This is a genomic window from Mycobacteroides abscessus ATCC 19977 (assembly GCF_000069185.1).
In the GTDB taxonomy this organism is placed as follows: domain Bacteria; phylum Actinomycetota; class Actinomycetes; order Mycobacteriales; family Mycobacteriaceae; genus Mycobacterium; species Mycobacterium abscessus.
The window spans coordinates 4,799,251-4,824,129 of sequence record NC_010397.1; the positions used below are offsets into that span (position 1 = coordinate 4,799,251).

22 protein-coding genes are annotated in these 24,879 nt (G+C 61.3%); 7 read left to right on the forward strand and 15 right to left on the reverse strand.

From position 1 onward, the window contains the following. Positions 1-6 precede the first annotated feature (6 nt). On the reverse strand, positions 7-237 hold the full coding sequence (locus MAB_RS23745) for an MbtH family protein (protein WP_005095641.1): 231 nt from the start codon (positions 235-237) through the stop codon (positions 7-9). Positions 238-773: 536 nt separating this feature from the next. Here MAB_RS23745 and MAB_RS23750 point away from each other — a divergent pair. Beyond that, on the forward strand, positions 774-2,177 hold the full coding sequence (locus tag MAB_RS23750) for a cytochrome P450 (protein ID WP_005112590.1): 1,404 nt from the start codon (positions 774-776) through the stop codon (positions 2,175-2,177). Here MAB_RS23750 and MAB_RS23755 read toward each other — a convergent pair. The 3 genes from MAB_RS23755 to MAB_RS23765 all read right to left on the reverse strand — a co-directional run bounded on the left by MAB_RS23755 (position 2,153) and on the right by MAB_RS23765 (position 5,876). Continuing rightward, positions 2,153-3,430 carry a glycosyltransferase gene (locus MAB_RS23755; protein WP_005112593.1) on the reverse strand — a complete coding sequence of 426 codons (1,278 nt, stop codon included), beginning with the start codon at positions 3,428-3,430 and terminating at the stop codon, positions 2,153-2,155. The genes MAB_RS23750 and MAB_RS23755 overlap by 25 nt on opposite strands. A 39-nt stretch (positions 3,431-3,469) precedes the next feature. Further along, positions 3,470-4,750, reverse strand: coding sequence for a glycosyltransferase (locus MAB_RS23760; RefSeq protein WP_005089126.1), 1,281 nt, complete (start codon positions 4,748-4,750; stop codon positions 3,470-3,472). Positions 4,751-4,895: 145 nt separating this feature from the next. Then, the gene (locus MAB_RS23765; protein ID WP_005112595.1) at positions 4,896-5,876 is read right to left on the reverse strand and encodes a class I SAM-dependent methyltransferase; all 981 of its coding nucleotides are present in this window, start codon (positions 5,874-5,876) and stop codon (positions 4,896-4,898) included. Between the two features lie 89 nt (positions 5,877-5,965). Between MAB_RS23765 and MAB_RS23770 the strand changes: the two genes are divergently transcribed. Together MAB_RS23770 and MAB_RS23775 are read left to right on the forward strand one after the other, a co-directional pair. Then, a complete protein-coding gene (locus MAB_RS23770) occupies positions 5,966-6,754 on the forward strand; it encodes a GAP family protein (protein WP_005112598.1) in 789 nt (262 codons plus the stop codon). Positions 6,755-6,887: 133 nt separating this feature from the next. Continuing rightward, the gene (locus tag MAB_RS23775; RefSeq protein ID WP_005098571.1) at positions 6,888-7,667 is read left to right on the forward strand and encodes a GAP family protein; all 780 of its coding nucleotides are present in this window, start codon (positions 6,888-6,890) and stop codon (positions 7,665-7,667) included. 29 nt (positions 7,668-7,696) lie between these two features. On the opposite strand, the gene MAB_RS23780 is transcribed toward MAB_RS23775, so the two are convergent. Together MAB_RS23780 and MAB_RS23785 are read right to left on the reverse strand one after the other, a co-directional pair. Continuing rightward, on the reverse strand, positions 7,697-8,653 hold the full coding sequence (locus MAB_RS23780) for a sulfotransferase family protein (protein ID WP_012296788.1): 957 nt from the start codon (positions 8,651-8,653) through the stop codon (positions 7,697-7,699). A gap of 240 nt (positions 8,654-8,893) precedes the next feature. Beyond that, positions 8,894-9,661: a class I SAM-dependent methyltransferase gene (locus MAB_RS23785; RefSeq protein ID WP_005095651.1), complete on the reverse strand. Its 768-nt coding sequence runs from the start codon at positions 9,659-9,661 to the stop codon at positions 8,894-8,896. Positions 9,662-9,990: 329 nt separating this feature from the next. On the opposite strand from MAB_RS23785, the gene MAB_RS23790 reads away from it, so the two are divergent. Then, complete coding sequence (locus tag MAB_RS23790) at positions 9,991-11,406, forward strand: hypothetical protein (protein WP_005112610.1); 1,416 nt, start codon at positions 9,991-9,993, stop codon at positions 11,404-11,406. A gap of 5 nt (positions 11,407-11,411) precedes the next feature. Here the strand turns inward: MAB_RS23790 and MAB_RS23795 are convergent, their stop codons facing one another. The 9 genes from MAB_RS23795 to MAB_RS23835 all read right to left on the reverse strand — a co-directional run bounded on the left by MAB_RS23795 (position 11,412) and on the right by MAB_RS23835 (position 22,567). After that, positions 11,412-11,750, reverse strand: coding sequence for a hemophore-related protein (locus tag MAB_RS23795; RefSeq protein ID WP_005089138.1), 339 nt, complete (start codon positions 11,748-11,750; stop codon positions 11,412-11,414). Between the two features lie 57 nt (positions 11,751-11,807). Then, the gene (locus MAB_RS23800) at positions 11,808-14,669 is read right to left on the reverse strand and encodes an MMPL/RND family transporter (RefSeq protein WP_005112612.1); all 2,862 of its coding nucleotides are present in this window, start codon (positions 14,667-14,669) and stop codon (positions 11,808-11,810) included. A 40-nt stretch (positions 14,670-14,709) separates the two neighbouring features. Continuing rightward, on the reverse strand, positions 14,710-17,613 hold the full coding sequence (locus MAB_RS23805) for an MMPL/RND family transporter (RefSeq protein WP_012296789.1): 2,904 nt from the start codon (positions 17,611-17,613) through the stop codon (positions 14,710-14,712). Continuing rightward, positions 17,610-18,020: an MmpS family transport accessory protein gene (locus MAB_RS23810; protein ID WP_005064760.1), complete on the reverse strand. Its 411-nt coding sequence runs from the start codon at positions 18,018-18,020 to the stop codon at positions 17,610-17,612. Before MAB_RS23810 ends, MAB_RS23805 begins: the two co-directional genes overlap by 4 nt. Positions 18,021-18,372: 352 nt before the next feature. Continuing rightward, positions 18,373-19,707 (reverse strand): hypothetical protein, encoded by a 1,335-nt coding sequence (locus MAB_RS23815; protein ID WP_005115502.1) that lies wholly within the window; start codon positions 19,705-19,707, stop codon positions 18,373-18,375. Between the two features lie 75 nt (positions 19,708-19,782). Further along, on the reverse strand, positions 19,783-21,051 hold the full coding sequence (locus tag MAB_RS23820; RefSeq protein WP_005082572.1) for a lipase family protein: 1,269 nt from the start codon (positions 21,049-21,051) through the stop codon (positions 19,783-19,785). Between the two features lie 80 nt (positions 21,052-21,131). After that, positions 21,132-21,542 carry a VOC family protein gene (locus MAB_RS23825; RefSeq protein ID WP_005078910.1) on the reverse strand — a complete coding sequence of 137 codons (411 nt, stop codon included), beginning with the start codon at positions 21,540-21,542 and terminating at the stop codon, positions 21,132-21,134. A gap of 10 nt (positions 21,543-21,552) precedes the next feature. Beyond that, positions 21,553-21,990 carry a helix-turn-helix transcriptional regulator gene (locus MAB_RS23830; protein ID WP_005089143.1) on the reverse strand — a complete coding sequence of 146 codons (438 nt, stop codon included), beginning with the start codon at positions 21,988-21,990 and terminating at the stop codon, positions 21,553-21,555. A 10-nt stretch (positions 21,991-22,000) separates the two neighbouring features. Beyond that, positions 22,001-22,567, reverse strand: coding sequence for a TetR/AcrR family transcriptional regulator (locus MAB_RS23835; protein ID WP_005112616.1), 567 nt, complete (start codon positions 22,565-22,567; stop codon positions 22,001-22,003). Positions 22,568-22,624: 57 nt separating this feature from the next. Between MAB_RS23835 and MAB_RS23840 the strand changes: the two genes are divergently transcribed. From MAB_RS23840 to MAB_RS23850, 3 genes are all read left to right on the forward strand, one after another. Next, positions 22,625-23,587, forward strand: coding sequence for an NAD-dependent epimerase/dehydratase family protein (locus tag MAB_RS23840; protein WP_005082579.1), 963 nt, complete (start codon positions 22,625-22,627; stop codon positions 23,585-23,587). A 93-nt stretch (positions 23,588-23,680) separates the two neighbouring features. After that, positions 23,681-24,511 carry a helix-turn-helix domain-containing protein gene (locus MAB_RS23845; RefSeq protein WP_005112619.1) on the forward strand — a complete coding sequence of 277 codons (831 nt, stop codon included), beginning with the start codon at positions 23,681-23,683 and terminating at the stop codon, positions 24,509-24,511. After that, positions 24,474-24,875, forward strand: coding sequence for a VOC family protein (locus tag MAB_RS23850; protein ID WP_005123490.1), 402 nt, complete (start codon positions 24,474-24,476; stop codon positions 24,873-24,875). The genes MAB_RS23845 and MAB_RS23850 overlap by 38 nt, the downstream gene beginning before the upstream one ends. Positions 24,876-24,879: the final 4 nt, after the last annotated feature.

Consider the following 24,879-nt stretch of genomic DNA (forward strand, 5'->3'; position numbering starts at 1 on the left):
CACTGCCTACTGCTCAACAGTCCGACCCTGTGCCACCCTCTCGCGCAGACTCTTTGGCCGAATGTCCGGCCACTGCTGTTCGATGTTGTCAAGGCAGGCGGCGCGGTCCGCCGCGCCGAAGACGACTCGCCAACCAGCCGGCACATCGACAAACGCCGGCCATAGACTGTGTTGCTCCTCATCGTTGACCAAAACGAAAAAGCTGCCATTGTCGTCGTCAAATGGATTGATGCTCAACAGTTCTCCCGAAACCATCCACCCAAGATAAGTGGAACCTGTTCTAAAACTAACCGAGAAAACGTCGCCGGTACACGTTTTTAGAGAAATCCCCAATACTTGCTACTGGCCAGTTACAAATGCCAGACGTCGGCCAGGATTGCCCGGCACGGCCGGCCCGCCAGAGACAAATTGGCTGCTAGTCGTGACCAGACCCCGCGTGAACAGCCTACCGCCGCGGCCGCGACACAGACGGACCTGGTTGTCTCATAGTTTGCTGTAAGGTTCGTGGCACGCATCGGCCACTACTGGACGAGGTATCCGACGTGACCAGATTCTTTGGGCCGCAAGGGTGCCCATCCGGCAGCCCAGCGGGCTCCCAGTGACATGCCCAACCACCGAAAGTGCCCGCACGCCGCCCCCAACACTCGTACGGTTGACAAGCACCGCGACGCTTCGGACCGAGTCCTCGTTTAAGACAGGCAAACTCGCGGAAGCTATCGAGGGGTCCGTCGGCTGTGCGCTGTAATACCGTCTAGTACTTAGGATCACGCATAGTGAGCAAAACTGCGAAAATCGCACTGCCACCCGGACCTCCGCTGCCTTTGGCGGTGCAGTCCATATTGATGGCGAGCTACGGCCTACGCTTCCTGGCCGGGTGCCAACGCCGCTACGGCAACATGTTTACATTGCGGATTCCATTGTCGGGCAAGGTTGTATATCTCGCGGATCCCGCCGATATCAAGACCGTGTACGCGGGCGATCCGCATGTATTTCATTCCGGCGAAGCGCACTGGTTCTTCCGCGGCCTGCTGGGGGACAGCTCTCTATTTGTCCTTGATGAGGACGAACACCACCATCAGCGGCGACTGCTGATGCCCGCGTTCCATCGCGATGCCGTAGCGCGGCAAGCCACCCAGATGGCCCAGATCGCTGCCGCAAACATCGCCGAATGGCCGGTCGGGGAGAGCTTTCCCGTTGCTCCCCGTACCACCGACATCACCCTCGAGGTAATCCTGCGAACAGTCATCGGCGCATCCGATCCAGTACGGCTGGCCGCGCTGCGCAAGGTCGTGCCGCGTCTGCTCTACATGAAGCCATGGGAAACACCGGCGATCACCAATCCGGGCCTGCGGCGCTACTGGCCATGGACAGCGGTGGGGCGTCGGATGGCCGAGACCGACGCCCTGCTCTACGCGGAGATTGCCGAACGTCGTGCTGACCCAAACCTGACCGAGCGAACCGACGTGCTGGCCATGCTCGTGCGCGCCACCGATGACGACGGACGCACCATGTCAGACCAAGAACTGCGTGACCACCTTTTGACCTCCATCGCTGCGGGTCATGAGACCACCGCGACGGCACTGTCGTGGGTACTGGAACGTCTCACCCGCCATCCGGATGCGCTCCTCAAGGCCGCACAGGCCGCGGAGGCAAGCGCGGCGGGCGACCCGGCCGGCGACGAGTACCTTGACGCCGTGGTGAAGGAGACCCTGCGGATCCGTCCGGTGATCTTCAGCTCTGGCAGAGTTCTCAAGGAATCTGTAGAAGTGGGCGGCTATCAACTACCGGTAGGGATCATGGTCGACCCGGCGATCGGACTGGTGCATGCGAGCGGCGCGGTCTACCCCGACCCGGCACGATTCGACCCCGATCGGATGGTTGGCACCACGTTGAGCCCCACCACCTGGCTACCGTTCGGCGGCGGCAACCGCCGTTGCCTGGGTGCCACCTTCGCGATGGTCGAGATACGCGTTGTACTGCGCGAAATCCTGCGGCGCGTGGAGCTGAATACCACCACTGCTCCCGATGAGAAGCAGCAAGCCAAGCACGTCACCTTCGTACCGCATCGCGGCGGTTCCATCAGCGTGCGCGCGATCAGGACCTGCGCGCCCGCGGTCACGCCGACATGCCCCGCCGACGTACACGGCACCGGTCAGGCGCGGGATCCGCAGCGATAGGAAGCGGCCAGGCCCTCCACAAGGTCGGCCGTCTTCGTCACGCTTTCGATGGGCTTCGTCATATGAGTGGCCAGTTCGCGCGCCCTGGCCGCACACTGCGGATCAAGAATGGCGCGCAGATCCGATGTCAAGGTCTTCACGGTTGTACTCGAGAAGCGCCGGGTAGTCCCGACTTTCAATTCTTTGATGCGTCTGCCCCACAGCGTCTGATCCAGGTCCGTGGACAAGATCAACGTAGGCGCCCCGGCACGCAGACCCGCGGCGGTGGTGCCTGTGCCGCCGTGGTGGACAACCGCACGGCACTTCGGAAAGGCCGCCGAATAGTTCATCGCGTGCACGATTTTGATGTTCTCGGCATCGGGCGCATCGCCGAAGCCTGATCCGGCCGAGCAGACCAGGGCTCGCTCGCCCAACTGTGCGCACGCAGCGCTGATCATGGCGAACGTCTGATCGGCGGACTCGACGGGCAGACTGCCGAAACCGAAGAAGATGGGCGGTGTCCCGGAAGCGATCCATCCGGCGACCTCCTCATCGAAATCCGTTGGTAAATCCAGTGTCAACGCGCCGACAAAGGGCCGATTGGAGGAGAACCCGCCCCATTCTGTGGCCAGCCCCGGAAAGCACATCCCGTCATAGGCCTGAATCTCCAGCGCCCGTCGCTCGGTGATTCTCCACGGTGACGGCTTGGTGGCCCTCGGAAGCCTCAGCTCCTCGCGCTGCACACGCTCAACCTTCTTCGCGTTCTGCCATGCCAACCATTCCCCCGCTTTCATGGCCGAGCGGCCGAGCCGAGCGGGCAAAAAAGGCACGAACTGACCGTTGGACCGCAGTGGGAAGAGATGCAATGTAGCCAGCGGAATGTCGTGGTACTCCGCGACATTGCCTGCGGCATCCTCGAAGTTGACGCCGGTGAAGAGCAAGTCGGCTCCCTCCGCCAACGACGTCAGCGTCCCGACGATGTCCTTCCAGCACAGCAGAAAGGGCTCGACCACTTCACGCCGCTTCTCGATCAGTTCCTGGACTCTCCAGAAGTTTCTGAAGAAATGTGTCCAGAATTCGCGATGCGCGTCAAGGACGTTCCGCAGATCAGGTCCGTACGGTACCGCGGTCGGCCCGGCAGCCTCGACGAATCCAATCAAGTCCGGCGGAACGGCCATACACACGTCGTGCCCCCGGCGGATGAGCTCACGGCCGACAGCCGCGCACGGCTCGATATCACCACGGGTCCCGTAGCTGGCCAACACAAATTTCATCGCGGCTTCCTGCCTGTCACATCCATGCGTGTTCGGCCGTCAATCGGCCCTACGCACACGAGCGAAGTTCTCCAGCAGATCAGCGGCGGTTACGGGACTTTCGGCTGGTTTGGTCATGCGGGTTGCCACTTCACGGGCCCGCGCCACACACTGCGGATCCAAGATGCTGCGCAGGTCCGCGACCAAGGTCCTCTCTGTGGAAGCCGAGAATCGTCGGGCGGTGCCTACCTTCAATCGCTTCACGCGCGCCCCCCACAGTGTTTGATCAAGGTCAGTGGACAGCACCAGCGTAGGAACACCCGCGCGCAGGCTGGCCGCAGTGGTACCCGCACCGCCATGGTGCACTACCGCCTTGCACGCTGGAAATATTGTCGAATAGTTCATCGCGGCAACTACTTTGACATTCTCAACATGACGAACCTGGCTGAAATCACTGCCGCCGGCGCACAGCAAGGCGCGCTCACCCAGTTGGTCGCAGGCGGCACTGATCATGGCAAGAGTCCTATCCGCGGACTCGACGGGCATACTGCCGAATCCAAAACAGATCGGCGGTGCCCCGGCGGCAATCCATGCGGCGACCTCGTCATCGGAAGCCGTCGGTAGGTCCAAAGTCAACGCCCCGACAAATGGCCGTAGCCCCCCGAATTCCGCCCATTCGGCAGCCAATCCCGGCATGCAGGCTTCGTCGTACGCCTGGATTTCCAGCGATCCGCGCTCGGTGATCCGCCACGGTGACGGTTTGGTGGCCTTCGGCAGGCCCAACTCGCGTCGCTGAGGATCCTCAAGCTTCTTGAACAGCGGCCAACCGAGCCACTCCGACAGCTTCATGATGGACCGGCCCACTCGCGCCGGCATACCCGGAACCAACTGTCCATTTGCCCGTATCGGAAACACATGAAGCGTGGCGAACGGGAGGCCGTAGAACTCCGCGACATTGCCGGCCGATTCCTCTCCGAGGACCCCGGTGAAGAGCAGATCAGCATCCTTGGCCTGCGACCTCAGCGTCGAACTGACCTCCTGCCAGCACTGCGTGAGAAACCGCCAGTCCTCACGCAACAGTTCCTTGAGATCCCGGATTCGCCAGAAATTTCTCCAGAAGTTGCGCAGGAATCGCGACCAGAAATCGCGGTTCACGTCCTGCCAGACCCGCACATCCGGTCCGCATGCCACCGCGGCAAGCCCGGCCTCCTCCGCGAAGCCGACCAGGTCGGGTGGAACGACCATGCGCACATCATGTCCGCGGCGCAACAGCTCTCGGCCGACGGCAACACCAGGCTCGACATCACCACGTGTTCCATAAAATGAGAGTACGAATTTCATCGCGGATCTCAGCCCTTCACTTCCCCGGTTTCTGCGGAATGAAAGCGGGAGCCTCGCCACGGCTCGACCGCCCGGCAGCATAACTCGGCGCTCACGCTATTATCTTGAAATCCAAGAGATTTGGGCAGATCGTTCAGTTCTCACCTCATTTGACACGGAGGACAAACCCGGTCTGGTCACCGCGGTGCTGCTGATTGAGCCTCTTCGCGCGCTTCTCCCATTCCCAGATCTGCTTGGGCCGGAACATCGTAAGGATCTTGGGATCGGTCACCGGAACGTCGGCCCGATACGCTTCACTCCCCGTGAATTGGCCAAATGTCGAATCATCAAATGCCCGCAAGACACGCAGACCGGCTCGCTCCGCGGCCAGCGCCATTCCCCGTCTCGACGGTATGACCATGTGCCGGGGAGCATCCGCCTGCACCCAATCGGCCCCGTAGACCGACCATGCTTCCGATGACGTAGTTGGCACGCGGGCCAGACACATGCCTCCGGTAGTAAGTTTGCGGGCCGCAATCTGAAGCGTCGACACCGGATCAGGCATGTGTTCGAGCGAGTGATTGAACATGACGAGATCGAATTCGCCTGTCACTTCGCCCAAATACCTCCGCAGCAGCGGTATGCCTTCACGCGATTGACCATCCGCCGCGATGAACGGATCGGCACCTAGTAGGCTGCTGAATCCGACTCGCGCGAGCCTGTCCAACAATGCGCCGCTGCCGCAGCCGACATCCAGGATTCGCGCGTCGCGTCCGATTCCAAGCTCGGCAAGCATGTTCACGGCATCCCCACCCAGGAGCACCCGGAAGATGCCCTCTGGTATCGGTCTCGACATAAGCGCTCCGAATACCCTTCCGCCGCCGTCTAATTTCCGGCGGTCGCGCTGTGTGACCAACCATTGAAGAGCGCTTGGCTGTCCCGAGCCGTTGTGGGAGTAGTAGGTCGCCGGATAATGACGCATGAGATCTTCGCCCTCGAGCACATTCACGATCTGCAAGGTGTCGCACGCCGAGCAGCTGAAGTACTCGAACACCTCTCGAGTGCCAAACATCATCTCGCGGATCTCGAGCCGTGGGTGTGGGCCAGCCGCGCGGCATAGCCGGCATTCACTGGTAACGGCCATCATTCAGATATCCGCGGGCTGAGGACCGTGCGCCACAGGACAACCTTCAAAGGAACCACGGATCACGAACCTACCGCGTAGTGTGTCCGAACGTGTGGGGATCGGTACTGGCTCTCGTGGTACTCGTGGCCCTCAATCCCATCCGCCTCGGCATTACCCTTCTGGTGATCTCCCGACCCAAGCCAGTGCCGAACCTGCTCGTCTATTGGGCCGGTTGCCTCATTGGTTGCATTCCCGCCGTGGTGTTGCCACTGACGCTGTTACATGTCACACCGGTGTTCAGGTCGTTCGCCGAGGGCGTCGCGATCAGCCCCACCATCCGCCACATTCAGGTCGGCATGGGACTGCTCGCGCTCTCTGTGGCCGTTCTGATAGCGACACGTCCACTGCTTCGGCAGCGTCAGTACCACATGGCCATCAGCGGAAACGTGCCCCCCACAGATGCGGATTCACCGGCACCAAATCCCCTGTCGCGGCTACTGGGTCATGCCGACGACGACACGTCCCAAGACCGCTCGCCTTTCAGGCGGATGCTCAACCGCGCCACCTTCGCGTGGGAGACCGGATCCCTCTGGGTCGCATTCGCGATCGGCCTACTACTCGGCGGCATCGAACCGGACGCCGGTCTATTTCTCATCGCCATCCTGGTGACCTCTGGCGCAAACACCGCGACCCAAATCATCGTCGCCGCGGTATTCGCGCTCGGAGTACTGGCAATCGTCGAACTCACCTTGATCAGCTACCTGGTCGCACCGACGAAAACTCACGCTGTCGTTCAGCGTGTGCATGACTGGGCGCTGACCCATCGCCGAAAAATTCTGATCGCCATGTGCATGGTGGCTGGGATATCACTTCTGATCCATGGACTCGGTGGGATCTGACACCCCATCGCCTGATGCCAAGGCGAAAACCATTCGGACACAACGGTTCGCCAGATCACCGATTGGTATTGCTGCCCGCATTGGTTGTGAATTCCCCCAAGAAAACGCGCCCGTCTCGGTAGTGTTCGGGCCCGTGTGGGGTCTACTGCTCGCGATGGCGATCATGTTCGCGGTCAATCCGGTACTGCTCGCCGTCATCGTCCTGATGATCTCACGGCCGCGACCAGTGCAGAACCTGGCGGCTTATTGGCTCGGGAGCATGATCGTGAGCCTCGCAGGTCTTTTGGTGCCGTTGGCGGTCCTACACGTCGCACCGTCGTTCCGTTCCTTTGTGGAAAACATGGCCGTACCGGGCAGCAATGTCACCACCCGCGTGGTGAACCTCGGGATGGGTCTTCTCATGCTCTCGATCGCCACACTGCTCGCCGTGCGCGCGCTTCGCGAGCGCACCCACATACCGGTGGCAGCGAGCAACGTGCCCACCGTTGACTCCGAGAAACCTCGTCCCATCACGTCACCGTTCGGAGTCTCCAGTAACTCCGGGGTAGCGGCCGGCTCGATATTTCGGCGCGTACTACGCCATCTGCAAATTGCCTGGGAACAGGGCGCTTTATGGGTCGCATTCGTGTTCGGTCTCTGCGGACTTCCCCCGCCGATGCTGGTCATCTTCGTACTCACGCCCGTAGTGGCATCCGGCTCCACGATAGGAACACAGATCATTGCCGTCATCGCGTTTGTCTTCGGGATGTTTACGGTGGCCGAACTCACCCTCATCTGCTATCTGATCGCACCCGCGAGAACGATTGCGGTACTCCAACCACTACATGACTGGGCACTGGCCCACCGACGACAGATGCTGATCACCATCTTCTCGATCGCGGGAATCATCCAGGTGATCAACGGCGTGGCCTGAACCGCTAACGCGTAGTAGAGCCGACTTGTTCAGGCCCACGTTCCGCGGCGCCCATTGGCTGCCGCCATCACCTCGTAGATCAACTTCATCATCGACGGGCGGGTCCGCCGACTGAGCTTCTGGAACTTCTGGAAGTCCTCGACCATCATGCGGAACCCTCGTTCGCTTGATCGATATGCAGCCAGGACACGGTCGAGTTCCGCTGAATCCCAAGGTCCGTCGCTCGCAGCCACACACAGCGTCTCATAGACGACAGACATCCAATCCGTGCCGAAAGGCTCTGTCACCGGCCCGCAGTACTTCTGACGCCGTAGATCGGTTTCAAGAAACGCCTCGATAGCCATATCGTCACGGGCATCCAGATTGACCCCCAGCGCCACCGAAATCCTTTTCATCTCCGTGCGCCAGTCCTCCAGCAGATTGGTGTAACCGACGAACACGCGGGGTACATCGCGGGTGTGGGCCTCGGCCAACAGATTGAACTTGAGCCATAAGGCGCTGGAAAACTCCGGCGAGGCGGCCGCCTGGGCGGCAACCGACGCGACGACTTCTGTCGGATGACGCACCGCGATGACCGTCGCCACATCGAATCCAGACTTCCGCGCCGCCTCAAACCACATATCGGACAGCAGATTTATTCTGGGATCCTTGATAACCACCAGGGGGGCCGGTGGCAGTGTCGCCAGGTACCCCTGGATATCGGCTATGCAGGCGGTCTTCTCCACGGCGCTGAACGCGTCAGGCTCCTGCAAGCGCAACGTCGTGTCGAACCGTGAACTGCCGTTGCGATGCAGGATCCTCTCATTGAGGATGATCGCCTTACGTGGCTCCCAATAACCTCGCGGATTCGCCGGATTGGCTCCCGCGAGCGCGGCCGGAAGCACACCACCGCATAACGAGATAACCCGAGTGATCGCCGACGTGCCCGACCGGGCCATGCCCATGACGAAGAGGAGAACGGGACGTCCCTGACCATCCGGACTCATGAACTCGGCCTCCAGCCGCCGGACGCGTTCAACAGGAAGGCATCGTGCCACACCATGAGATCCTCCAGCGGTACACCGCCCGGTCCTGATGGGACCATCCGATCAGAACGAGTTTCTAGACGTAATTGACTGTCGCACATTGAATCATGCGTTCGCGATACATGTGATGACATCGAGACGCTTTTCGCAATGTGGTAACGACGGTGATACGAAACGGGTTTCCGATTCTCAGCCGCGCTGTCACGGACGGCTGGCGACGACCACCGTCGGCCCCAGGCCGCGCCGGCTCCGGAACTCTACGTTGATGGCGGGATCGGCGTGATGCGCCAACGCACGTAACGCCGACGGGCTGTACGCGCGTAGAGAACTGATGAATCCATCGTGCTGCAACGGCGAGATGGCAACAAGCGGCAGCACCACTGCCAGCAGCGCGAGGTGTAACGGCACCGGCGGTCTGGGCAGGTCAACAATCAATAGCTTTCGGGCCACCCTGGTCCCGGTCGCGAAGACTCGCGCGGCAAGCTCTGGTGGGAGGTGATGCAGGGACAGTGCAAATACCGCAAGGTCGTAATATCCTCCCGGAGAATCTATTTCGGTTGCGTCCAGCTGTCGGACCGTGGCACGCGGATGGCTGCCAATTTCCCCCGCCGCCACCGCGGCCACGAAGCTCGGGTCGACGTCGGTGACCGTCACCTGTGCGGTGGAATGCATTTCCAATAGCTTGTGCGACAACCCACCCAGACCTGCACCAAGTTCAAGGATCTTCGGACGGTCCACATCCGCCACCTCCCGAATCGCCATGCGGGCACATTTCTCATGGATGCCGATCCACCGTCGACGCCCGGCACGGTCAAGAGACTGCATGACCCTACGTTTGAGGTCATCGACGTCATCGCGGTCCAGGTATTCCAGTCGGTCGGTCTGCAATCGCCGGTCCAGCCAGGAGGCGTTGGGACCGCCGCGAGGCATGCTCGAGATATCGCGGGCACTGTTCTCCACGTAGAACATCATGGATCACCGCAACGCCTTCCGATGCACCAGTCGCAAAATCAAAAACGCTGCGGGGCACAAAAATGCAATACCAATCCAGATATGCGGAAGATGCGCGGCAGCAGCACTGTGGGGCTGCCCGTACATCAGATTACGCACGGTGATCATGTGGAAGATTTCTCCACAACCTTCCCGCGAAGCGACTAGGCTCCGAAGCTATTCGGTTGACGCGGGCTCGGCTGAGCAGCCGACAGAGATGCGCCGCAACTGCGCCGGACATATTTCCACATCGATTGCCGCTCACACCGGAAACAGTCGACCGTGGTCTAGGGTAAGGAGTCCGATCGGTGCCTGGGCAGATCCGGCATATGCGTAAATCTCTCAGCAGGCGCCGTACGTCCAAAGGCGCTGCCGCGATGGACAATCGACTGGCGTTGGCAGATGAAGCGCTGCTCGCTGAGCACCACGCCGCCGGTATGAATGTGATCATCCAGGTCACTTGGCTGTATTCGCACGCCATCGACCTCGATGCCTTGCAGCGCTTCCGTCACAATCTGGGCCGGGGACTATTGGGACGGCGCATCGAAGCACCGGCACTGCCGATCGCCCGGCATCGCTGGGTGATAGATCATGGGCCCGCGGATATCGATATCGAGGAGCGAGCCCGTCCGCGTGCAGAATTCAGCGAATGGGTCGATGAACGCTCACAGCTGCATATCGACCCCGAATCGGGCCCCGGCTGGCATATCGGTGTCCTTCCGCTCCAGGATGGCACGACAGCGATCAGCCTGGTGCTGTCGCACAATCTAATCGACGGCCTCGGGCTAGCTCTCGTCATCGTCGAAGCGGTCATGGGGAGAACCCGTGACCTCGGCTACCCATTACCGTTGTCTCGCAGGCGACTACGCGCGCTGGGCCAGGATGTCCGGCAAACTGCACGGGACGTGCCCCAGGCCACCCGCGCGCTGGTCGCTGCGGTAAGGCTGGGGCGTAAGCAGGCACGTGACAAAAACCTCCCCGGGCTGGCACCGGTCGCGGTACGCCCCGCAGGCAGCACCGCTCCATCCGACGAAGTTGTGCTGGTGCCGGCTATCACCATTTATGTCGGCCTGGATGCGTGGGATGCCCGGGCGGAAGCTCTTGGTGGCGCCAGTCATACGCTCGCCGCTGCTTTCGCAGCTCGTTTCGGAGAGCGAATCGGACGACGGCGCGCCCATGACGGGGCGATTACCCTGCAAATTCCGATCAGCGATCGCACCGAGAACGACACCCGCGCAATGGCCCTGTCTTATGCTCGCGTCAGCATCGATCCGGTATCGCTCACCACAGATCTGCGCGAGGTTCGGGCCGCCATCAAGCAGACCCTCAAGACCTTGAAGGAATCGCCCGACGAATCCAAACTGCTCCTGTGGCTACCGTCATTCGCGCCGGAACGCACCCTCAAGCGGATGGTCGCCAGGATGCCAGCGGACCCCGATCAGTCGGTGTTCTGTTCTTATCTAGGCGATCTGCATTCCATGATCGGCTGGCCCGCGGGAACGCTCGCCGACTTCCAGAACGCACGTGCCACCGGGCAGCGCGAACGGCGGCAGCTACTCGAGCGGACCGGTGGCCGGATGTTCATCCTCTCCGGCCGTCTCAACGGCAAGATCTTCATCAGCGTTGGCGCCTACCAACCCGGCGCGACCAACACCAAGGAAGCGCTACGCGAGCTGGCTGAACTCACCCTGGCCGACTTCAGCTTGCCCGGCGAGATCCATTGATGAAGTCAGAAGTTGTGACAAGTCCGGTAGGCCTGTTCCATGACGCCAAGGTAGGGCTGGAAGGCTGGGGCGTTCGCCACGTCTTGTGCGGTCTGCGCCCGCTTTTCCGGGCCGGCTGCCAGGAACTCACGTAGGCCGCGCTGCAGTATCGGCGACTGAGAGAGAGCCTTACCGAATTGCGGATCTTGTGCGTTGAGTGCGGCGATCACCTGTGGATAGCTACATGTTGTGTTGATGGCCAAGTCCAAGTCGGGGTCCGCCGAGGCGATCCCGGCACCGACCGTCGATGACAACACGAGCCCTCCCAACACGGCAGAGAGACCCCTCAGCGACAAACGCAACATAGGTTTACTTCCTTTCTTTCCAACATATTTGGCATAAATCGGATACCAGCGCTCAAGTCAGGCATCAAGCAGTACTCTCATCCGGCGCTCAGCAGGCGCTTGTGACGTTATGGCGGGCCGGCGGCGTATCCGTTGTGGCCACCAGAACCACCGCCCCAACAGCGCCGCGATGGCCGGTGTCATGAATGCCCGCACCACCAGAGTGTCGAACAACAAGCCGATCCCGATGGTGGAGCCAACCTGCCCGATCACCCGGAGGTCGCTGACCACCATGGACAACATGGTGAACGCGAAGACCAGACCCGCCGAGGTGACCACTTTGCCGGTCCCACCCATCGCTCGAATGATGCCCGTATTGATACCGGCACCCAGCTCTTCTTTCATACGCGACACCAACAGCAGGTTGTAATCGGACCCCACCGCCAACAAGATGATCACCGACATCGCCAACACCAGCCAATGCAGTTCAATACCAAGGATGTTCTGCCAGATCAGAACGGACAGACCAAACGCGGCCCCCAACGAAAGAGCCACCGTGCCAACGATTACCAGCGCAGCGACAAAGCTGCGCGTCATGATCAACATGATTCCGAAAATCAGGCACAGCGCAGCCACACCCGCGATCAAGAGGTCATAGGCCGAACCGTCCCGTAGATCCTTGAAAGTCGCCGCGGTACCCGCCAGATGAATCGTGGCATTCTCCAGCGGCGTTACCTTGAGCGCCTCCTGGGCCGCCAACCGCACGGCATTCACCCGCGAAAGGCTGTCCGGGGTTCCCGGATCACCCCGATAGGTAAGGATGAGTCGAACAGCCTTTCCATCCGGTGAAAAGAACAGAGACATAGCTCGTTTGAAGTCTTCGTTCTCGAACACCTCCGGTGGCAGATAGAACGAATCGTCGTTCTGGGCGCCGTCGTAGATCTTTCCCATCGCGCTGGCATTCGCGGCGGTTTGGTCGATGAGAGAGAAGATTCCCGACATGGTGCTGTGCATCGTCAGCATCATGGCGCGCATTGATTTCATGGTCGTGATCATGGGCGGGAATAGGGCGATCAACTCCCGCTGGTACAGGTTCATCTCCTCGACGCGTTCGAGAATCCGGTGAGTGCGCTCACTGAGCAGATCGGTACCGTCAAGTGCCTGGAACACTGACCTGATCGCGAAGCAGATCGGGATGGTCTCGCAATGCTTTTCCCAGTAGAGGTAATTGCGCAGTGGCTTGAAGAAATCATCGAAGTTGGCGATGTAATCTCGCAGCCTATCCACGGTCGCCGTCAGCTCTCGGTTCATGACGACCGTTTCGTTGGTGATGCCGGAGATGTTGCTCATCAACTCATAGGTGTGCTGCATCTGGTTGATCATCTTGGTCGTGTCCTCGGCCTGCTTCAACATGTCGTCCACGCGTTCTTTCCCGAACGGCAGAATCTGCAACATGCCTGCGCTCTGCAGACTGATCTGGAACGGTATCGATGTCCGCTCGATCGGACTGCCTTCCGGCCGAGTAATGCTCTGCACCATGGAAATTCCCGGTACGGCGAAGAGGCCCTTGGCCAGTTTGTGCAGAACCACGAAGTCCGCGGGATTGCGCATATCGTGGTCTGCTTCAAGAAGCATGACATCGGGCGTCATGCGCGACTCGGGGAAGTGCCGCTGCGCTGCCGCATAACCCACGTTGGCGGGAATATCCTGGGGCACATACAGTCTGTCGTCGTAGCTGGTCTGATAACCGGGCAGAGCCAGCAGGCCCACTAACCCGACCGCGCAAGCCGCCGCCAGGATGGGGCCCGGCCAACGGACGGTCGCCGTGCCGATCCAGCGCCATCTGCGGACCATCATTCTTCTCTTGGGCTCGAATAACCCGAATCGACTGCCGAAGCTGATGACCGCAGGCACCAGCGTCACCGCCACGGCTACCGCCACCGCCATGCCGATCGCAGCGGGTATACCCATGGTCTGGAAATAGGGCAGCCGCGTGAAACTAAGGCAGAAGATAGCTCCGGCAATCGTCAGCCCGGAGGCCACTACGACCTTCGCGACACCGCTGTAGGTGGTGTAGAAGGCGGTCTCGCGGTCTTCGCCGCACTGGCGCGCTTCCTGATATCGCCCGGTGAAGAATATGCCGTAGTCCGTTCCGACAGCGATGCCGAGTGATACCAGCAAGTTCACCGAGAAGGTCGAAAGCCCAATCACCCCTTGGTCGCCCAAGAACGCGACGATACCGCGGGCCGCTTGTACCTGAATTCCCACCATGATCAGCAGGAGAATCACGGTCATCACCGAGCGATACACGAAGAGCAGCATCGTGAAGATCACCACGAGCGTGACCGCGGTGATCTTGATAATGGACGAGTTCCCGGCATCGTTCATGTCCGTCACCAGCGGCGCCGGTCCCGTAACGTAGGCCTGCACTCCCGGCGGTGGCGCAGAGCGTTCCACGATGCTCCGGACCGCCTCCACTGACTTATTGGCCAAGGCCTGCCCCTGGTTGCCTGCGAGACTGATCTGTACATACACGCTCTTGCCATCGCCGCTCTGCACACCACTCGCGGTCAGCGGATCGCCCCAGTAGTCCTGAATGTGCTGCACGTGGGTGGTATCGGCTCCCAGCTGCCGAACCAGCGAGTCGTAGTAGGCGTGCGCCTCGTCATCCAGTGGTTGTTGTCCCTCCAACACGACCATCGCCACGCTGTCGGAATTCGACTCTCCGAACACCTCGCCCATCCGCTGCATCGCCCGAAAGGACGGCGCCGCTTGAGGAACCAGAGACACCGAGCTTTCCCGACCGACCTGCTCCAGCGAAGGAACAGCGAACGTGACGATGGCTATCATGCCCAACCAGCCGAGGATGATCGGTACGGAGAGCCGTCGAATCAACCCGGCCAGCAGCGGCGGCCGGCCACTCATCCGGTGGATACTCATCCGGTCGTCATCCGGTGACAGACAAAGGCAATCATCGCGTTCAGCGCTCTTGCTTCTGGAGAAGGAAACTCATCAACGGGCGAGGACCAGCTGAAGCATGGAATGCCCTAGCAGGACGTTGGCGCACTCGTTGTGGCCACCAGAACCACCGCCCCAACAGCGCCGCGACGGCCGGTGTCATGAATGCCCGCACCACCAGAGTGTCGAACAACAAGCCGATCCCGATGGTGGAGCCCAATTGCCCGATGGTGACAAGGTCACTGACCACCATGGACAACATGGTGAACGCGAAGACCAGACCCGCCGAGGTGACCACTTTGCCGGTCCCACCCATCGCTCGAATGATGCCCGTATTGATACCGGCACCCAGCTCTTCTTTCATACGCGACACCAACAGCAGGTTGTAGTCGGACCCCACCGCCAACAAGATGATCACCGACATCGCCAACACAACCCAGTTCAACGGGATACCCAGAATGCTCTGCCAGATCAGAACGGACAGACCAAACGCGGCCCCCAACGAAAGAGCCACCGTGCCAACGATTACCAGCGCAGCGACAAAGCTGCGCGTCATGATCAACATGATTCCGAAAATCAGGCACAGCGCAGCCGTCGCCGCGATCAACAGATCGTATTTAGAACCGTCGACGATGTCTTTCACCGACGCCGCAGTGCCGGTCATGTAGATCTTGGCGTTTCGCAGCGGGGTGCCTTTCAGCGCTTCCACAGCCGCCGTCTCTATCGGCTGAACAAGCGACATACCCTCGCGCGTCGCGGGATCGCCGCGCTGAGAAATGAGCAGTCGAGCCGCCTTTCCGTCCGGCGACAGAAAGATGTCCATCACACGTTTGAAGTCCTCGTTCTCGAAGACCTCCGGCGGCAGATAGAACGAATCGTCGTTTTGAGCGGCGTCAAACGCCTTTCCCATCGCCGTCGCGTTGTTGGTGGTTTGTTCCATCTGGTCGAATATCCCGGACATGGTGCTGTGCATGGACAACATCATTTTCCGCGTGGATTCCATCGTCTCGATCATCACCGGAAACTGTTCGGCCATTTGCGGGAGAAGTTCATCCAGCCTGTCAAGATTCGCGACCAGATCGCTTAGCTTGTCCGATACCTCGTCAACGCCATCGAGGGTGTCAAAAACTGAACGTAGGGCCTGACACACCGGGATGTCGTAGCAGTGCTTCTCCCAGTAGAGGTAGTTGCGCAGTGGCCTAATGAAATCATCGAAATCCATTACGTGGTCTCGTAAGTCATTCATGATGTCTTCGAGTTCATGCGTGGTCCCAACCATATCGTGAGTGGTCCCAACCATCTGCTCCGTCAACGCTTGCATGCGCTTCATGATCGCTATCGTCTTGAGCATGTCGTCGGCCTGGACCAGCAAGTCATCCATGCGGTTGCGCTGAAAGGGCATCAGATGCGACTGGCTCGCGCTACTCATGCTGAGCATGAACGGAATAGTGGTGTGCTTGAGAGGTTCGCCACCCGGGCGCGTAACCGCCTGAACCCTCGAAACACCCGGGACTGCTTGCACTCCCCTGGCCAGTTTGTTCAGAACCAGAAAGTCGACCGGATTGCGCATATCGTGATCGGCCTCGATCAACAGAATGTCCGGTGCCATCATCAATGATTGTGGGAAATGCCTCGAGGCAGCGGCATATCCCACATTGGCCGGGATATCTTGCGGAATGTACTTCTGGTCGTTGTAACTGGGTTGGTAGACGGGCAGCGTCAACAGACCGATAAGCGCCACCGCACACGTCGCGACGAGAATCGGCGCCGGCCAACGCACGATGGCTGCACCGATCCGACGCCAGCGACGGACGGTAACCTTTCGTTTCGGTTCGAACAGGCCAAATCGGCTGCCGACGGCGATGACCGCGGGGACCAGCGTGATGGCGACGGCCACCGCGACGACCATGCCAACGGCGGTGGCTACGCCCAGCGTCTGGTACACCGGCAACCGCGTAAAGTGTAGGCACAGAACGGCTCCGGCGATGGTCAGGCCCGAACCAAGGACCACCTTGGCAACGCTGCGAAAGGTGGTGTAGAACGCCGCCTCCTTATCTTCGCCGTTCCGACGTGCCTCTTGGTATCGCCCAGTAAAGAATATGCCGTAGTCGGTTCCTGCCGCGATAGCCAGGGCCACAAGAAGATTGACGACGAATGTAGTGATGCCTATGAATCCCAGATTGCCGAGTAAGGCTACGAATCCTCTGGCCACGGTCAACTCTATGCCGACGACCACCAACATCAGGATGACCGAGACGACCGAGCGGTAGACCAGAAGCAGCATGGTGAAGATGACCGCCAGGCTCAGCCCCGTGACCAGTAAGACGGTCCGGTTACCCGCGGGCCCCAGATCCGCGGCGAATGCGGCCGGGCCGGTGACAAAGGCCTTGACTCCCTGCGGGGCTTGAGTCCTGTCCACGATCCCACGAACGGCCTCCACCGATTGGTTCGCCGAGACACCCTGCCGTGGATCAGTAAGGGCCACTTGCACATAGGTGGCTTTGCCGTCGAGACTTTGCGCGGCGGCCTGCGTCATGTCATCGCCCCAGAAATCCTGCACATGCTGCACATGTGTCGTATCGGCCTTCAGCTGGCGAATCAGGTCGTCGTAGTAGCGGTGGGTGTCCTCGCCGAGTGGTTGCTGGCCCTCCACGACAATCATGGCCACCACGCCGGAGTTCGACTCGTCGAACAGCTTGCCCATTCGTTGCGTTGCCTGAAATGACGGAGCCGCGTCGGGGTTCATCGCCACGGCGTGGTCCTTCTCGACCTGCTCGAGTGAGGGAACGCTGATACTCAAGACTACGGCGATCGCCAACCAGCCGAGGATGATGGGCACAGCTAGGCGGTGGATCATCCGCGCCAAGAACGACGGTCGGCTGAGCGTAGGCAGCGGTTCTGTGGGAGGTTCGTTACGGTTACTCATGCGGCCTTCAACATGCAGAAGGTCAAAGCACTTACGCCGTATCGGATCTTCTCGTCTTTGACCTTGTCACCCACGAGGATGCGACAACCTATGCTGTCGGTGTCGCCCTGCGCGGTGATGTTTCCCATGGCGGTCGCCTCGGTGATCGGAAACTCCACCGACCAGGGCAGGGCGGCCTGCCTGATGACCTGTGGTTCGGCATCGGCGTCGAAGTAACTGATGGTTGCCACGGTGCCCGGGGGGCCGAACACCTCGTAGACCAGGTATTTGGGGTCGTGGGGCCGCTTCTCTTCGCGATCGGCGGTCGCGTACTCGGGCCGACGCTCATTCCCGAATACACCGTGCAACCGAGACACGGTGAATCCGCCTGCAATACCCACCACCACGAGCACCAGCGGAATCCACACGCGCTTCAAGAGCCTGAAAATCTTGAGTCCCTCCGACTGTCTTCCGCGCTCGGCAGCATGTCAGCTGCGCAAACATGTATCTCCAGATCGGATGTGAACACAACGGATAACCGAACTTCGAATGCGGGGCACCCAGGCTCGGTCGTATGCGAAGCACCGCCAACGTGCGGCACGCCTCGTCGCGCGCGACCCGATTACCGACGAGTAAACCACGTTGACGCCTCGTGAACGCCACAATCCGAAATTTGTTCCGGCCCGGTCTGGCAACGCCTAATGCCTTGATATCAGCCAAATTTGGGAATGAACTACTCGTTCAGAAATAGCTCTTGCTGCCACCGCCCCGGCTCTTGGGCTACTCGCCGACGGCCACCACGTCCGGGTCCATCTCCGGCTGAACCCACCGGAAGCCGTACTTGCTACGCTCCATGAACCGGCGCTCGTAAGTGCCGGCAATCTGCTTGCCCTCCACCACACCACTAAGTACGAGTCGGTCCGGATCAGATTGGTGAGCGTGTAAAACCTGTTGCGGTGCTTCGGATTTACGCTTACGTAACTCCAGCTGATCACCGTTGACCTCTAGCATCCACCGCGATGTGCGCCCGTCGGGCGTCTGGGAGACGAAGGCCCGCACGCCGAACTCTTCTACCTTGTCGCGATGGCTGATGGCCACATTGGACCATGGTGCGGGGCTCGTTTGGCCCACCGTCGCCTCATGTCCGTCGACGGTGAATGATGTTGCACGCCAGACACCGTCAAGGCTGGACGTAGGCGTCTTATACGTCGAGTAAATCAGCGTACTCAGAAAGGCGCATTGCACCGTCAACGCTGCCGCCAGGACGAACTTCAAGACGATGCCTGTCCTCAGCAGCCAGCGACGGCCCGTGCCGAGTGGCGACCATAGCCGCACCGGTCTTGTCCCGCGGTTGAAAACTACGCGCACCAGGTTCGGCCACAACGGCGCGGTGATAGCCACCGCGATCAAGAACAATTCTCCGGACACCTGCTTCACCGGAACGTCGTAGGTCATGTTGAGCAGGAATACCTGCGCCATGGCAAAGACGGAGCCCAACGCGCCCAGCACCCAAGTCCGATTCCATAGCAGCAACAGCCCGGCCGCTAGCTCTACCAGCCCTGTGGCTATCGAATAGGGCTCCGAGGCGCCCATGAAACCCCACAGCGTATTGAATAGGCTTGTGTCACCGACCAATTGAAGCTGCTGGTCGGGAAGTGTCATGTATCCCATCTGCGTGGGAATCGCCTTGGCCATCCCGTAAACGATCATCGACAGGGCCAGCCCGAATCTGGCGAATACCCACAACGAAGCCGACAGCCGGCGGTAGTGGGCACGGTGACGGTCCGACAGGGTCCAGATCGCGACAATTGCCAGCGCGATGACAACCCACCCCAGGTGGTAGCACCACAACCACAACAGGTCGCCCCCGGACGATACGGTGAGCTCGATACCGTGCCCGCGGATCAGGAAACTGCCGATCTGTGCAGATAGCCACAACACCGGTTCGAATAGACCGAACAAACCGAGGTTGTCGTACACCGAGAGCAGCAGAATTCCGCCGCCGACAGTGAACAACACCCGGAATCCGATTTTCTGCAACGAGGTCCAGCGCGCCGGTCCCCGGACTGCCTCACTCTCGGAGGTGCCGGATTGTTCGGGCGCGATGGATGTCATAGCCGCGAGACTAGCGGTCGCGTAGACGCCTGCGCCTCCGGGAAAACCCTGAGTCACATCCTGATTCGTAGCTTCCTAGTCGCCCAAAACATCACGCATCCAGCGCAGCACACGGGGCATCGCCCAGCCCGCGGCGATCATGTGCTCGCCAGGAACAGGCAGGTAGTCCACCATCGCACCTTTGGACCGCCAGCTTCCGACGAGCTCGGTGACACCTTGTTCGGGGATGAATTGATCACCTAAGAACCGGTCGCGCGATCCGTGGTAGAGCAAGATCGGCATGTTCGGCGCCGCGGCGCCAGGCTTGTTCGCGGCGATGACATCCTGCGCGATGTCGGAGTCGAATGGCGCCGGTACGGCAGCCAGCACGTCCAGATCGATACGCGCGACCCCGGCCGCCGCCAACGCCGGTTGCGGCAAGTCCTTGACGAGCGTGGACATATAGAAAGCAAAATCCCCGAACAACTCGACCATGCTCGGGTATTCGCGTGCCTGCCCGATGGTGGCCGCGGCGAACAATCCAGATCCCAAGGCACCGTTCATACTCCGATACAACAGTGCGTAGTCCGTTGGTGTGCCGCCCGCGACTGCACCGCTAAATCTCAGCTCGGGCGCGTAGGTGGGTTGCTCCTGTGCCGCCCACACAGTCGCTATGGCCCCGCCGCTGTAGCCGTCCATCACCATCGGAGCGTCGACGAGATCGGCGCGCATCCCGTGCATTCCGCGCACCGCATCAAGAACCGCGTGCGCGGCCATCACGCCCGCCGAGTACGCCATTCGCGGACCCTCGTGATCGGGTATCAGCACCGCGTAGTTGCGGGCCAGCAGCAGAGGTGCCAGCGGCGGCACGTCGACATACATGCCCCGCGCTATCCGGTAGGAAGGTGCCGCTTTCAGCCCTAACGAGTTGATCGGCTGATTACGCACTACCACCGGCCGGGCGCCCGGGCCGCGCCATGGGCGCTTGGGCTCGATCAGCGTCGCCGTCACGGGTACCGCATCACCGGCGGTGTTGGTGGAACGCACCATGAATCGCTGGACGGAGGCACCCGGTACCGGCAGACGGGGCCGCACATATTGCTGGCGGATCACTTCTCCGTTGACACGGCCGGCGAGATCACCTGGGTCCGAGTAGAAGCTGGGTCCAGGGATCGGGGTCGGCAGGATGGCGGCATGCCGGTCCGCTCGCTGCTCGTCGGTCAACCTGTGTGCGGCCCATTTGTTCAGGCGCCGTAGCACGGCGGGACTACGCAAGGCGGCGGCAGAACCAGCAATCCCGGCCACGGCCGCACCCACGCCGGCCAGCGCGGCACCACCCAACACCGCGTACGGACTCTTTCCCATGGCCTACCTCCCCGCGTCAACTTTAGGCGCTCGCATGCTGGGCACGCACGTCTCTGGGTTATCTTGAAACTCTTGGCCGTTCAGGCAAGCTCCTGGATGCGGACGGTACATCCGGCGGGATCACGAAAAGCGCAGTCTCGAGCCCCCCAGGGCTGATCGGTTGGCTCTTGCATCACCTCAGCGCCGGCGGCCTGCACACGTTCGAAAAGCCCGCTCAGATCATCGGTCGCCAGCATGATGCTTGCGTAGGTGCCCTTGGCCATCATCTCGGTGATGGTGCGGCGCTCCTCATCGGTGACACCCGGATCCGCTGCGGGCGGTGTCAGCACGATGTTCATATCGGGACGCCCGGCAGGCCCCACGGTGATCCACCGCATCCCCTCGTATCCCACGTCCTTGCGGACCTCGAATCCGAGGGCGTCGCGATAAAAGGCCAGAGAGGCCTCGGCATCGGTGTGTGGCAGAAAACTCGCGTTGATCGTGATGTCCATACCGGTGACGCTAGCCGCGCACTGCAGGCGTTGCTTCTCGATTCCTGATCGGTCTGGTGACCTGCTTGACGACACACGACGGAATACCGGCGTGATCGACAATGCGCTCTTTATAGGTGCGCGGTGACATTCCCACGAGTTCGGCGAAGCGAGTGCTGAAGGTTCCCAGCGATGAGCACCCGACCGCGAAACAGACGTCGGTGACACTCATGTCTCCGCGGCGCAGCAGCATCATGGCCCGTTCGATACGCCGGGTCATCAGGTAGGAGTAGGGCGATTCCCCGTACGCACTCTTGAACTGCCGACTCAGGTGGCCCGCTGACATCTGCGCCTCTCGGGCCAGCGCCTCGACGTTCAGCGGTTGCGCGTATTCGCGGTCGATCCGGTCGCGCACCCTGCGTAACCGCGCCAGATCACGCAGCCTTTGCTCTTCGCCGGCGCTGGTCACCGTGCCAAGGTTAGTCCCGAACAGCAAGCAGACCGGATACCACTCGCGTCACGCTTCGCCGCAGCGCATCCTCCGCGGCGACTCCGCGGACGGCATAGGCGAGCGCGATGCCGTCAAGGCAGGCGATGAGGTCTCCTGTGCGCTCCGCGGCATCGGAGATTCCCAGTGCAATCAGCCGCCGCTCAAGCAGCCCGCGGATGTGATCGGTTGCGGCATCAAGAACGCTTCGCATCTGGGGATGCTGTGCCGATTCCAGCAGCAGCTCATGCCGCGCCAGCACCAGCACGCCACCGTCGGCGATCCAGGCCCGCACAGCGCGCACCGCGAGCTGTGTCAACGCGGAAATGTCTAGGTGCACCGGTTCCGCCAGCGGCACCACCGCCGTCATGGTCCGCTCCCCAAGCCGTGTCGCACAGGCCTGCAACAGCGCGACTCGGGTGCGCAGGTAATACGAGGTGGAACCCTCCGGCAGTTCAGCCGAGCGGTCGACGGCCCGGTGGGTCAAACCCCGTGCGCCGCCCGCCGCCAAAACGGCCAGCCCGGCATCGGCCAGCTGGGTGCGCCGATCATCGGCCATCTTGCCTCCCTCTACGTTCGTAGAGTACATTCCCTCTACATCTGTAGAGGAGGCGCCGTGGGCATACACGTCGTGGTGGGAGCCAACGGAGCGACCGGCACCGTCCTGTGTAGGGAGCTGCTGGCCGCCGGCCATACGGTGCGAGCCGTCAGCCGCAGCGGCCGCGGCGCACCGAGTGGAGTCGACGAGATTGCGGCCGACGCGACTGACGCCGTGCGAATCACCGAGATCTGCGCGGGCGCGACAAGCCTGTATCACTGCGCGCTACCGCCAATGGGTTCATGGTTACCCACCTATGTCGACCTGACCCGCTCGCTGATCACCGCCGCGGGCAATGTCGGGGCCCGGCTTGTCTACGCCGACGACACCTGGATGTACGGCAAGGTGAATGGTCCTATGCGCGAGGATAGCCCGGTGCGGCCGGTGGCCTACAAGGGCGCATTGCGCGCTCTGGCCGCGGAGATGATCGCGTCGGCCTATGCCCGGGGACAAACCGAATCGGTGGTCGGGCGGGCCGCCGAGCTCTACGGTCCACGGGTAGAATCCCTATTGGGCGCAGGGGTATTCGCTGCCGGTATAACCGGACGCAAGGCCATCTGGCCAGGGGACCCAGACCTGCCCATGACGGCGACCTTCATCGGGGATTTCGGCAAGGCACTCGCCGATCTCGGGCAACATCCCGCAGTTGTTGGCCAGGTCTTCCACGTCCCCGTCGCACCCGCCATCACCGGCAGGCAGTTCATCGAGTTGATCGCAAGTCAAGCCGGCACCGTCCCCAAAGTCGGAAGGCTGACACCACCTATGGTCGCGCTCCTCAAGGTGGTGGCCCCGATCGTCCGCGAGGGCGCCGAGCTGCTGTATCAGTTCGAACAACCATTCCTAGTGGACGACAGCAGGTTTCGCGCTCTCACCGGCCGCACCGCGACTACTTGGCGGGCTGGCATTGAGCAGACCATCACCTGGTACCGAGCCGATCCAGAGCGGATCAAATACCGGCTACTCCCCGGAAAATCCCGGTAGAACCGCGTAGCGTAGATAGGAATGGCGGGAAACGAGGCGCCCAACTGGGATTTCGTCGTCGCACCGGTGCGCAGTGTGCCGGGCGTCGCGTCAATGGTGGGCTACCGTGCGCGCGACATTCCCGACGGAATCCATCTCGGTATGCCCTCAGCCACCTTGACATTCATTGTCAGCCTCGATGACGGGGTCGAGAGCGCAGACTCCGCCGCCGCACTCGACGATGCCCGGCCCAATCCTTTGGTTCTCGGTGGGTTGCACACCCGTGCCCCGCATATTCGGCAGCGTCCTGGTCAGGCCGGGATACAGCTCGCGGTACATCCCCTGGCGTCCCGTGCCCTGTTCGGGGTGCCCAGCGCAGAACTGCCGGTCACCGATTTCCAGGGACTCGAGATTCTGGGTGGTGCTGTGGCCGGCCTGCCGGAACGGACCGCACGGCAACGTCGCTGGTCGGATGCGTTCGATACCGTCGCGACCTACCTCACGGAGTCGCGGAGGCAGCGCTCGGTGGCGCCCGTCCGGTCAGAGGTAGTGCAGGCCTGGCATCTGCTGGAGCGCAGTCAAGGACGAATTACTGTAAGCACCTTGGCTTCCCGGGTAGGAATCAGCTCGCGCTATTTGACCACCCTGTTCCAGCGTGAGGTCGGCAGATCACCCAAGACCGTGGCGATGCTGATGCGCTTCCAGCGGGCCACCAGTCTGCTCGCGCTATCGGCGCGACGCGGGCGTGTCGACCTGGCGGCTATAGCCGCCGAAACCGGGTTCAGCGATCAGGCGCATCTGACACACGAGTTCGTGCGCTTCACCGGCGTACCGCCACGGACATGGCTGGCCGCGGAGTTCCGAAATATACAAGACGGCGGACACTCGTTCGGATCAGAGTGTGAGCATGACTACCTCGACGCCCAGCGTGTGGCTGACCCTTAAGGCCAAGGATGCCCCGGCTCTCATCGAGTACTACGTCGACACCTTCGGCTTCCTGCTCGCGGCCCGCTACGGCGAGGGCGACCGGGTCGATCATGCCCAGTTGAACTGGCCAGAAGGCACCGGCGGCATCATGTTGGGCAGCCACCGGCCCGGCGGTGAATGGGCACTGGAGCCGGGAACCGCGGGCGCATACGTCGTGACCCGCGACCCCGACGGCCTGTACCAGCGGATCGTTGCCAAGAAGGCCGACATTGTCCGGCCACTCGCCAAAACCGACTACGGTGCCCACGAGTTCGCGGTTCGCGATCCCGAAGGCAACCTGTGGTCGTTTGGCGACTACACCGGCGAACCGGCGCCCGAGTAGCTCA

Coding starts and splice junctions, on each gene's coding strand:
- MAB_RS23765 (WP_005112595.1), bottom strand. CDS start 5,876: ATGATGGCCGTTACCAGTGAATGCCGGCTATGCCGCGCGGCTGGCCCA.
- MAB_RS23780 (WP_012296788.1), bottom strand. CDS start 8,653: ATGAGTCCGGATGGTCAGGGACGTCCCGTTCTCCTCTTCGTCATGGGC.
- MAB_RS23825 (WP_005078910.1), bottom strand. CDS start 21,542: ATGGACATCACGATCAACGCGAGTTTTCTGCCACACACCGATGCCGAG.
- MAB_RS23800 (WP_005112612.1), bottom strand. CDS start 14,669: ATGAGTATCCACCGGATGAGTGGCCGGCCGCCGCTGCTGGCCGGGTTG.
- MAB_RS23835 (WP_005112616.1), bottom strand. CDS start 22,567: ATGGCCGATGATCGGCGCACCCAGCTGGCCGATGCCGGGCTGGCCGTT.
- MAB_RS23805 (WP_012296789.1), bottom strand. CDS start 17,613: ATGAGTAACCGTAACGAACCTCCCACAGAACCGCTGCCTACGCTCAGC.
- MAB_RS23795 (WP_005089138.1), bottom strand. CDS start 11,750: ATGTTGCGTTTGTCGCTGAGGGGTCTCTCTGCCGTGTTGGGAGGGCTC.
- MAB_RS23760 (WP_005089126.1), bottom strand. CDS start 4,750: ATGAAATTCGTACTCTCATTTTATGGAACACGTGGTGATGTCGAGCCT.
- MAB_RS23755 (WP_005112593.1), bottom strand. CDS start 3,430: ATGAAATTTGTGTTGGCCAGCTACGGGACCCGTGGTGATATCGAGCCG.
- MAB_RS23820 (WP_005082572.1), bottom strand. CDS start 21,051: ATGGGAAAGAGTCCGTACGCGGTGTTGGGTGGTGCCGCGCTGGCCGGC.
- MAB_RS23815 (WP_005115502.1), bottom strand. CDS start 19,707: ATGACATCCATCGCGCCCGAACAATCCGGCACCTCCGAGAGTGAGGCA.
- MAB_RS23785 (WP_005095651.1), bottom strand. CDS start 9,661: ATGTTCTACGTGGAGAACAGTGCCCGCGATATCTCGAGCATGCCTCGC.
- MAB_RS23845 (WP_005112619.1), top strand. CDS start 23,681: ATGGTGGGCTACCGTGCGCGCGACATTCCCGACGGAATCCATCTCGGT.
- MAB_RS23850 (WP_005123490.1), top strand. CDS start 24,474: ATGACTACCTCGACGCCCAGCGTGTGGCTGACCCTTAAGGCCAAGGAT.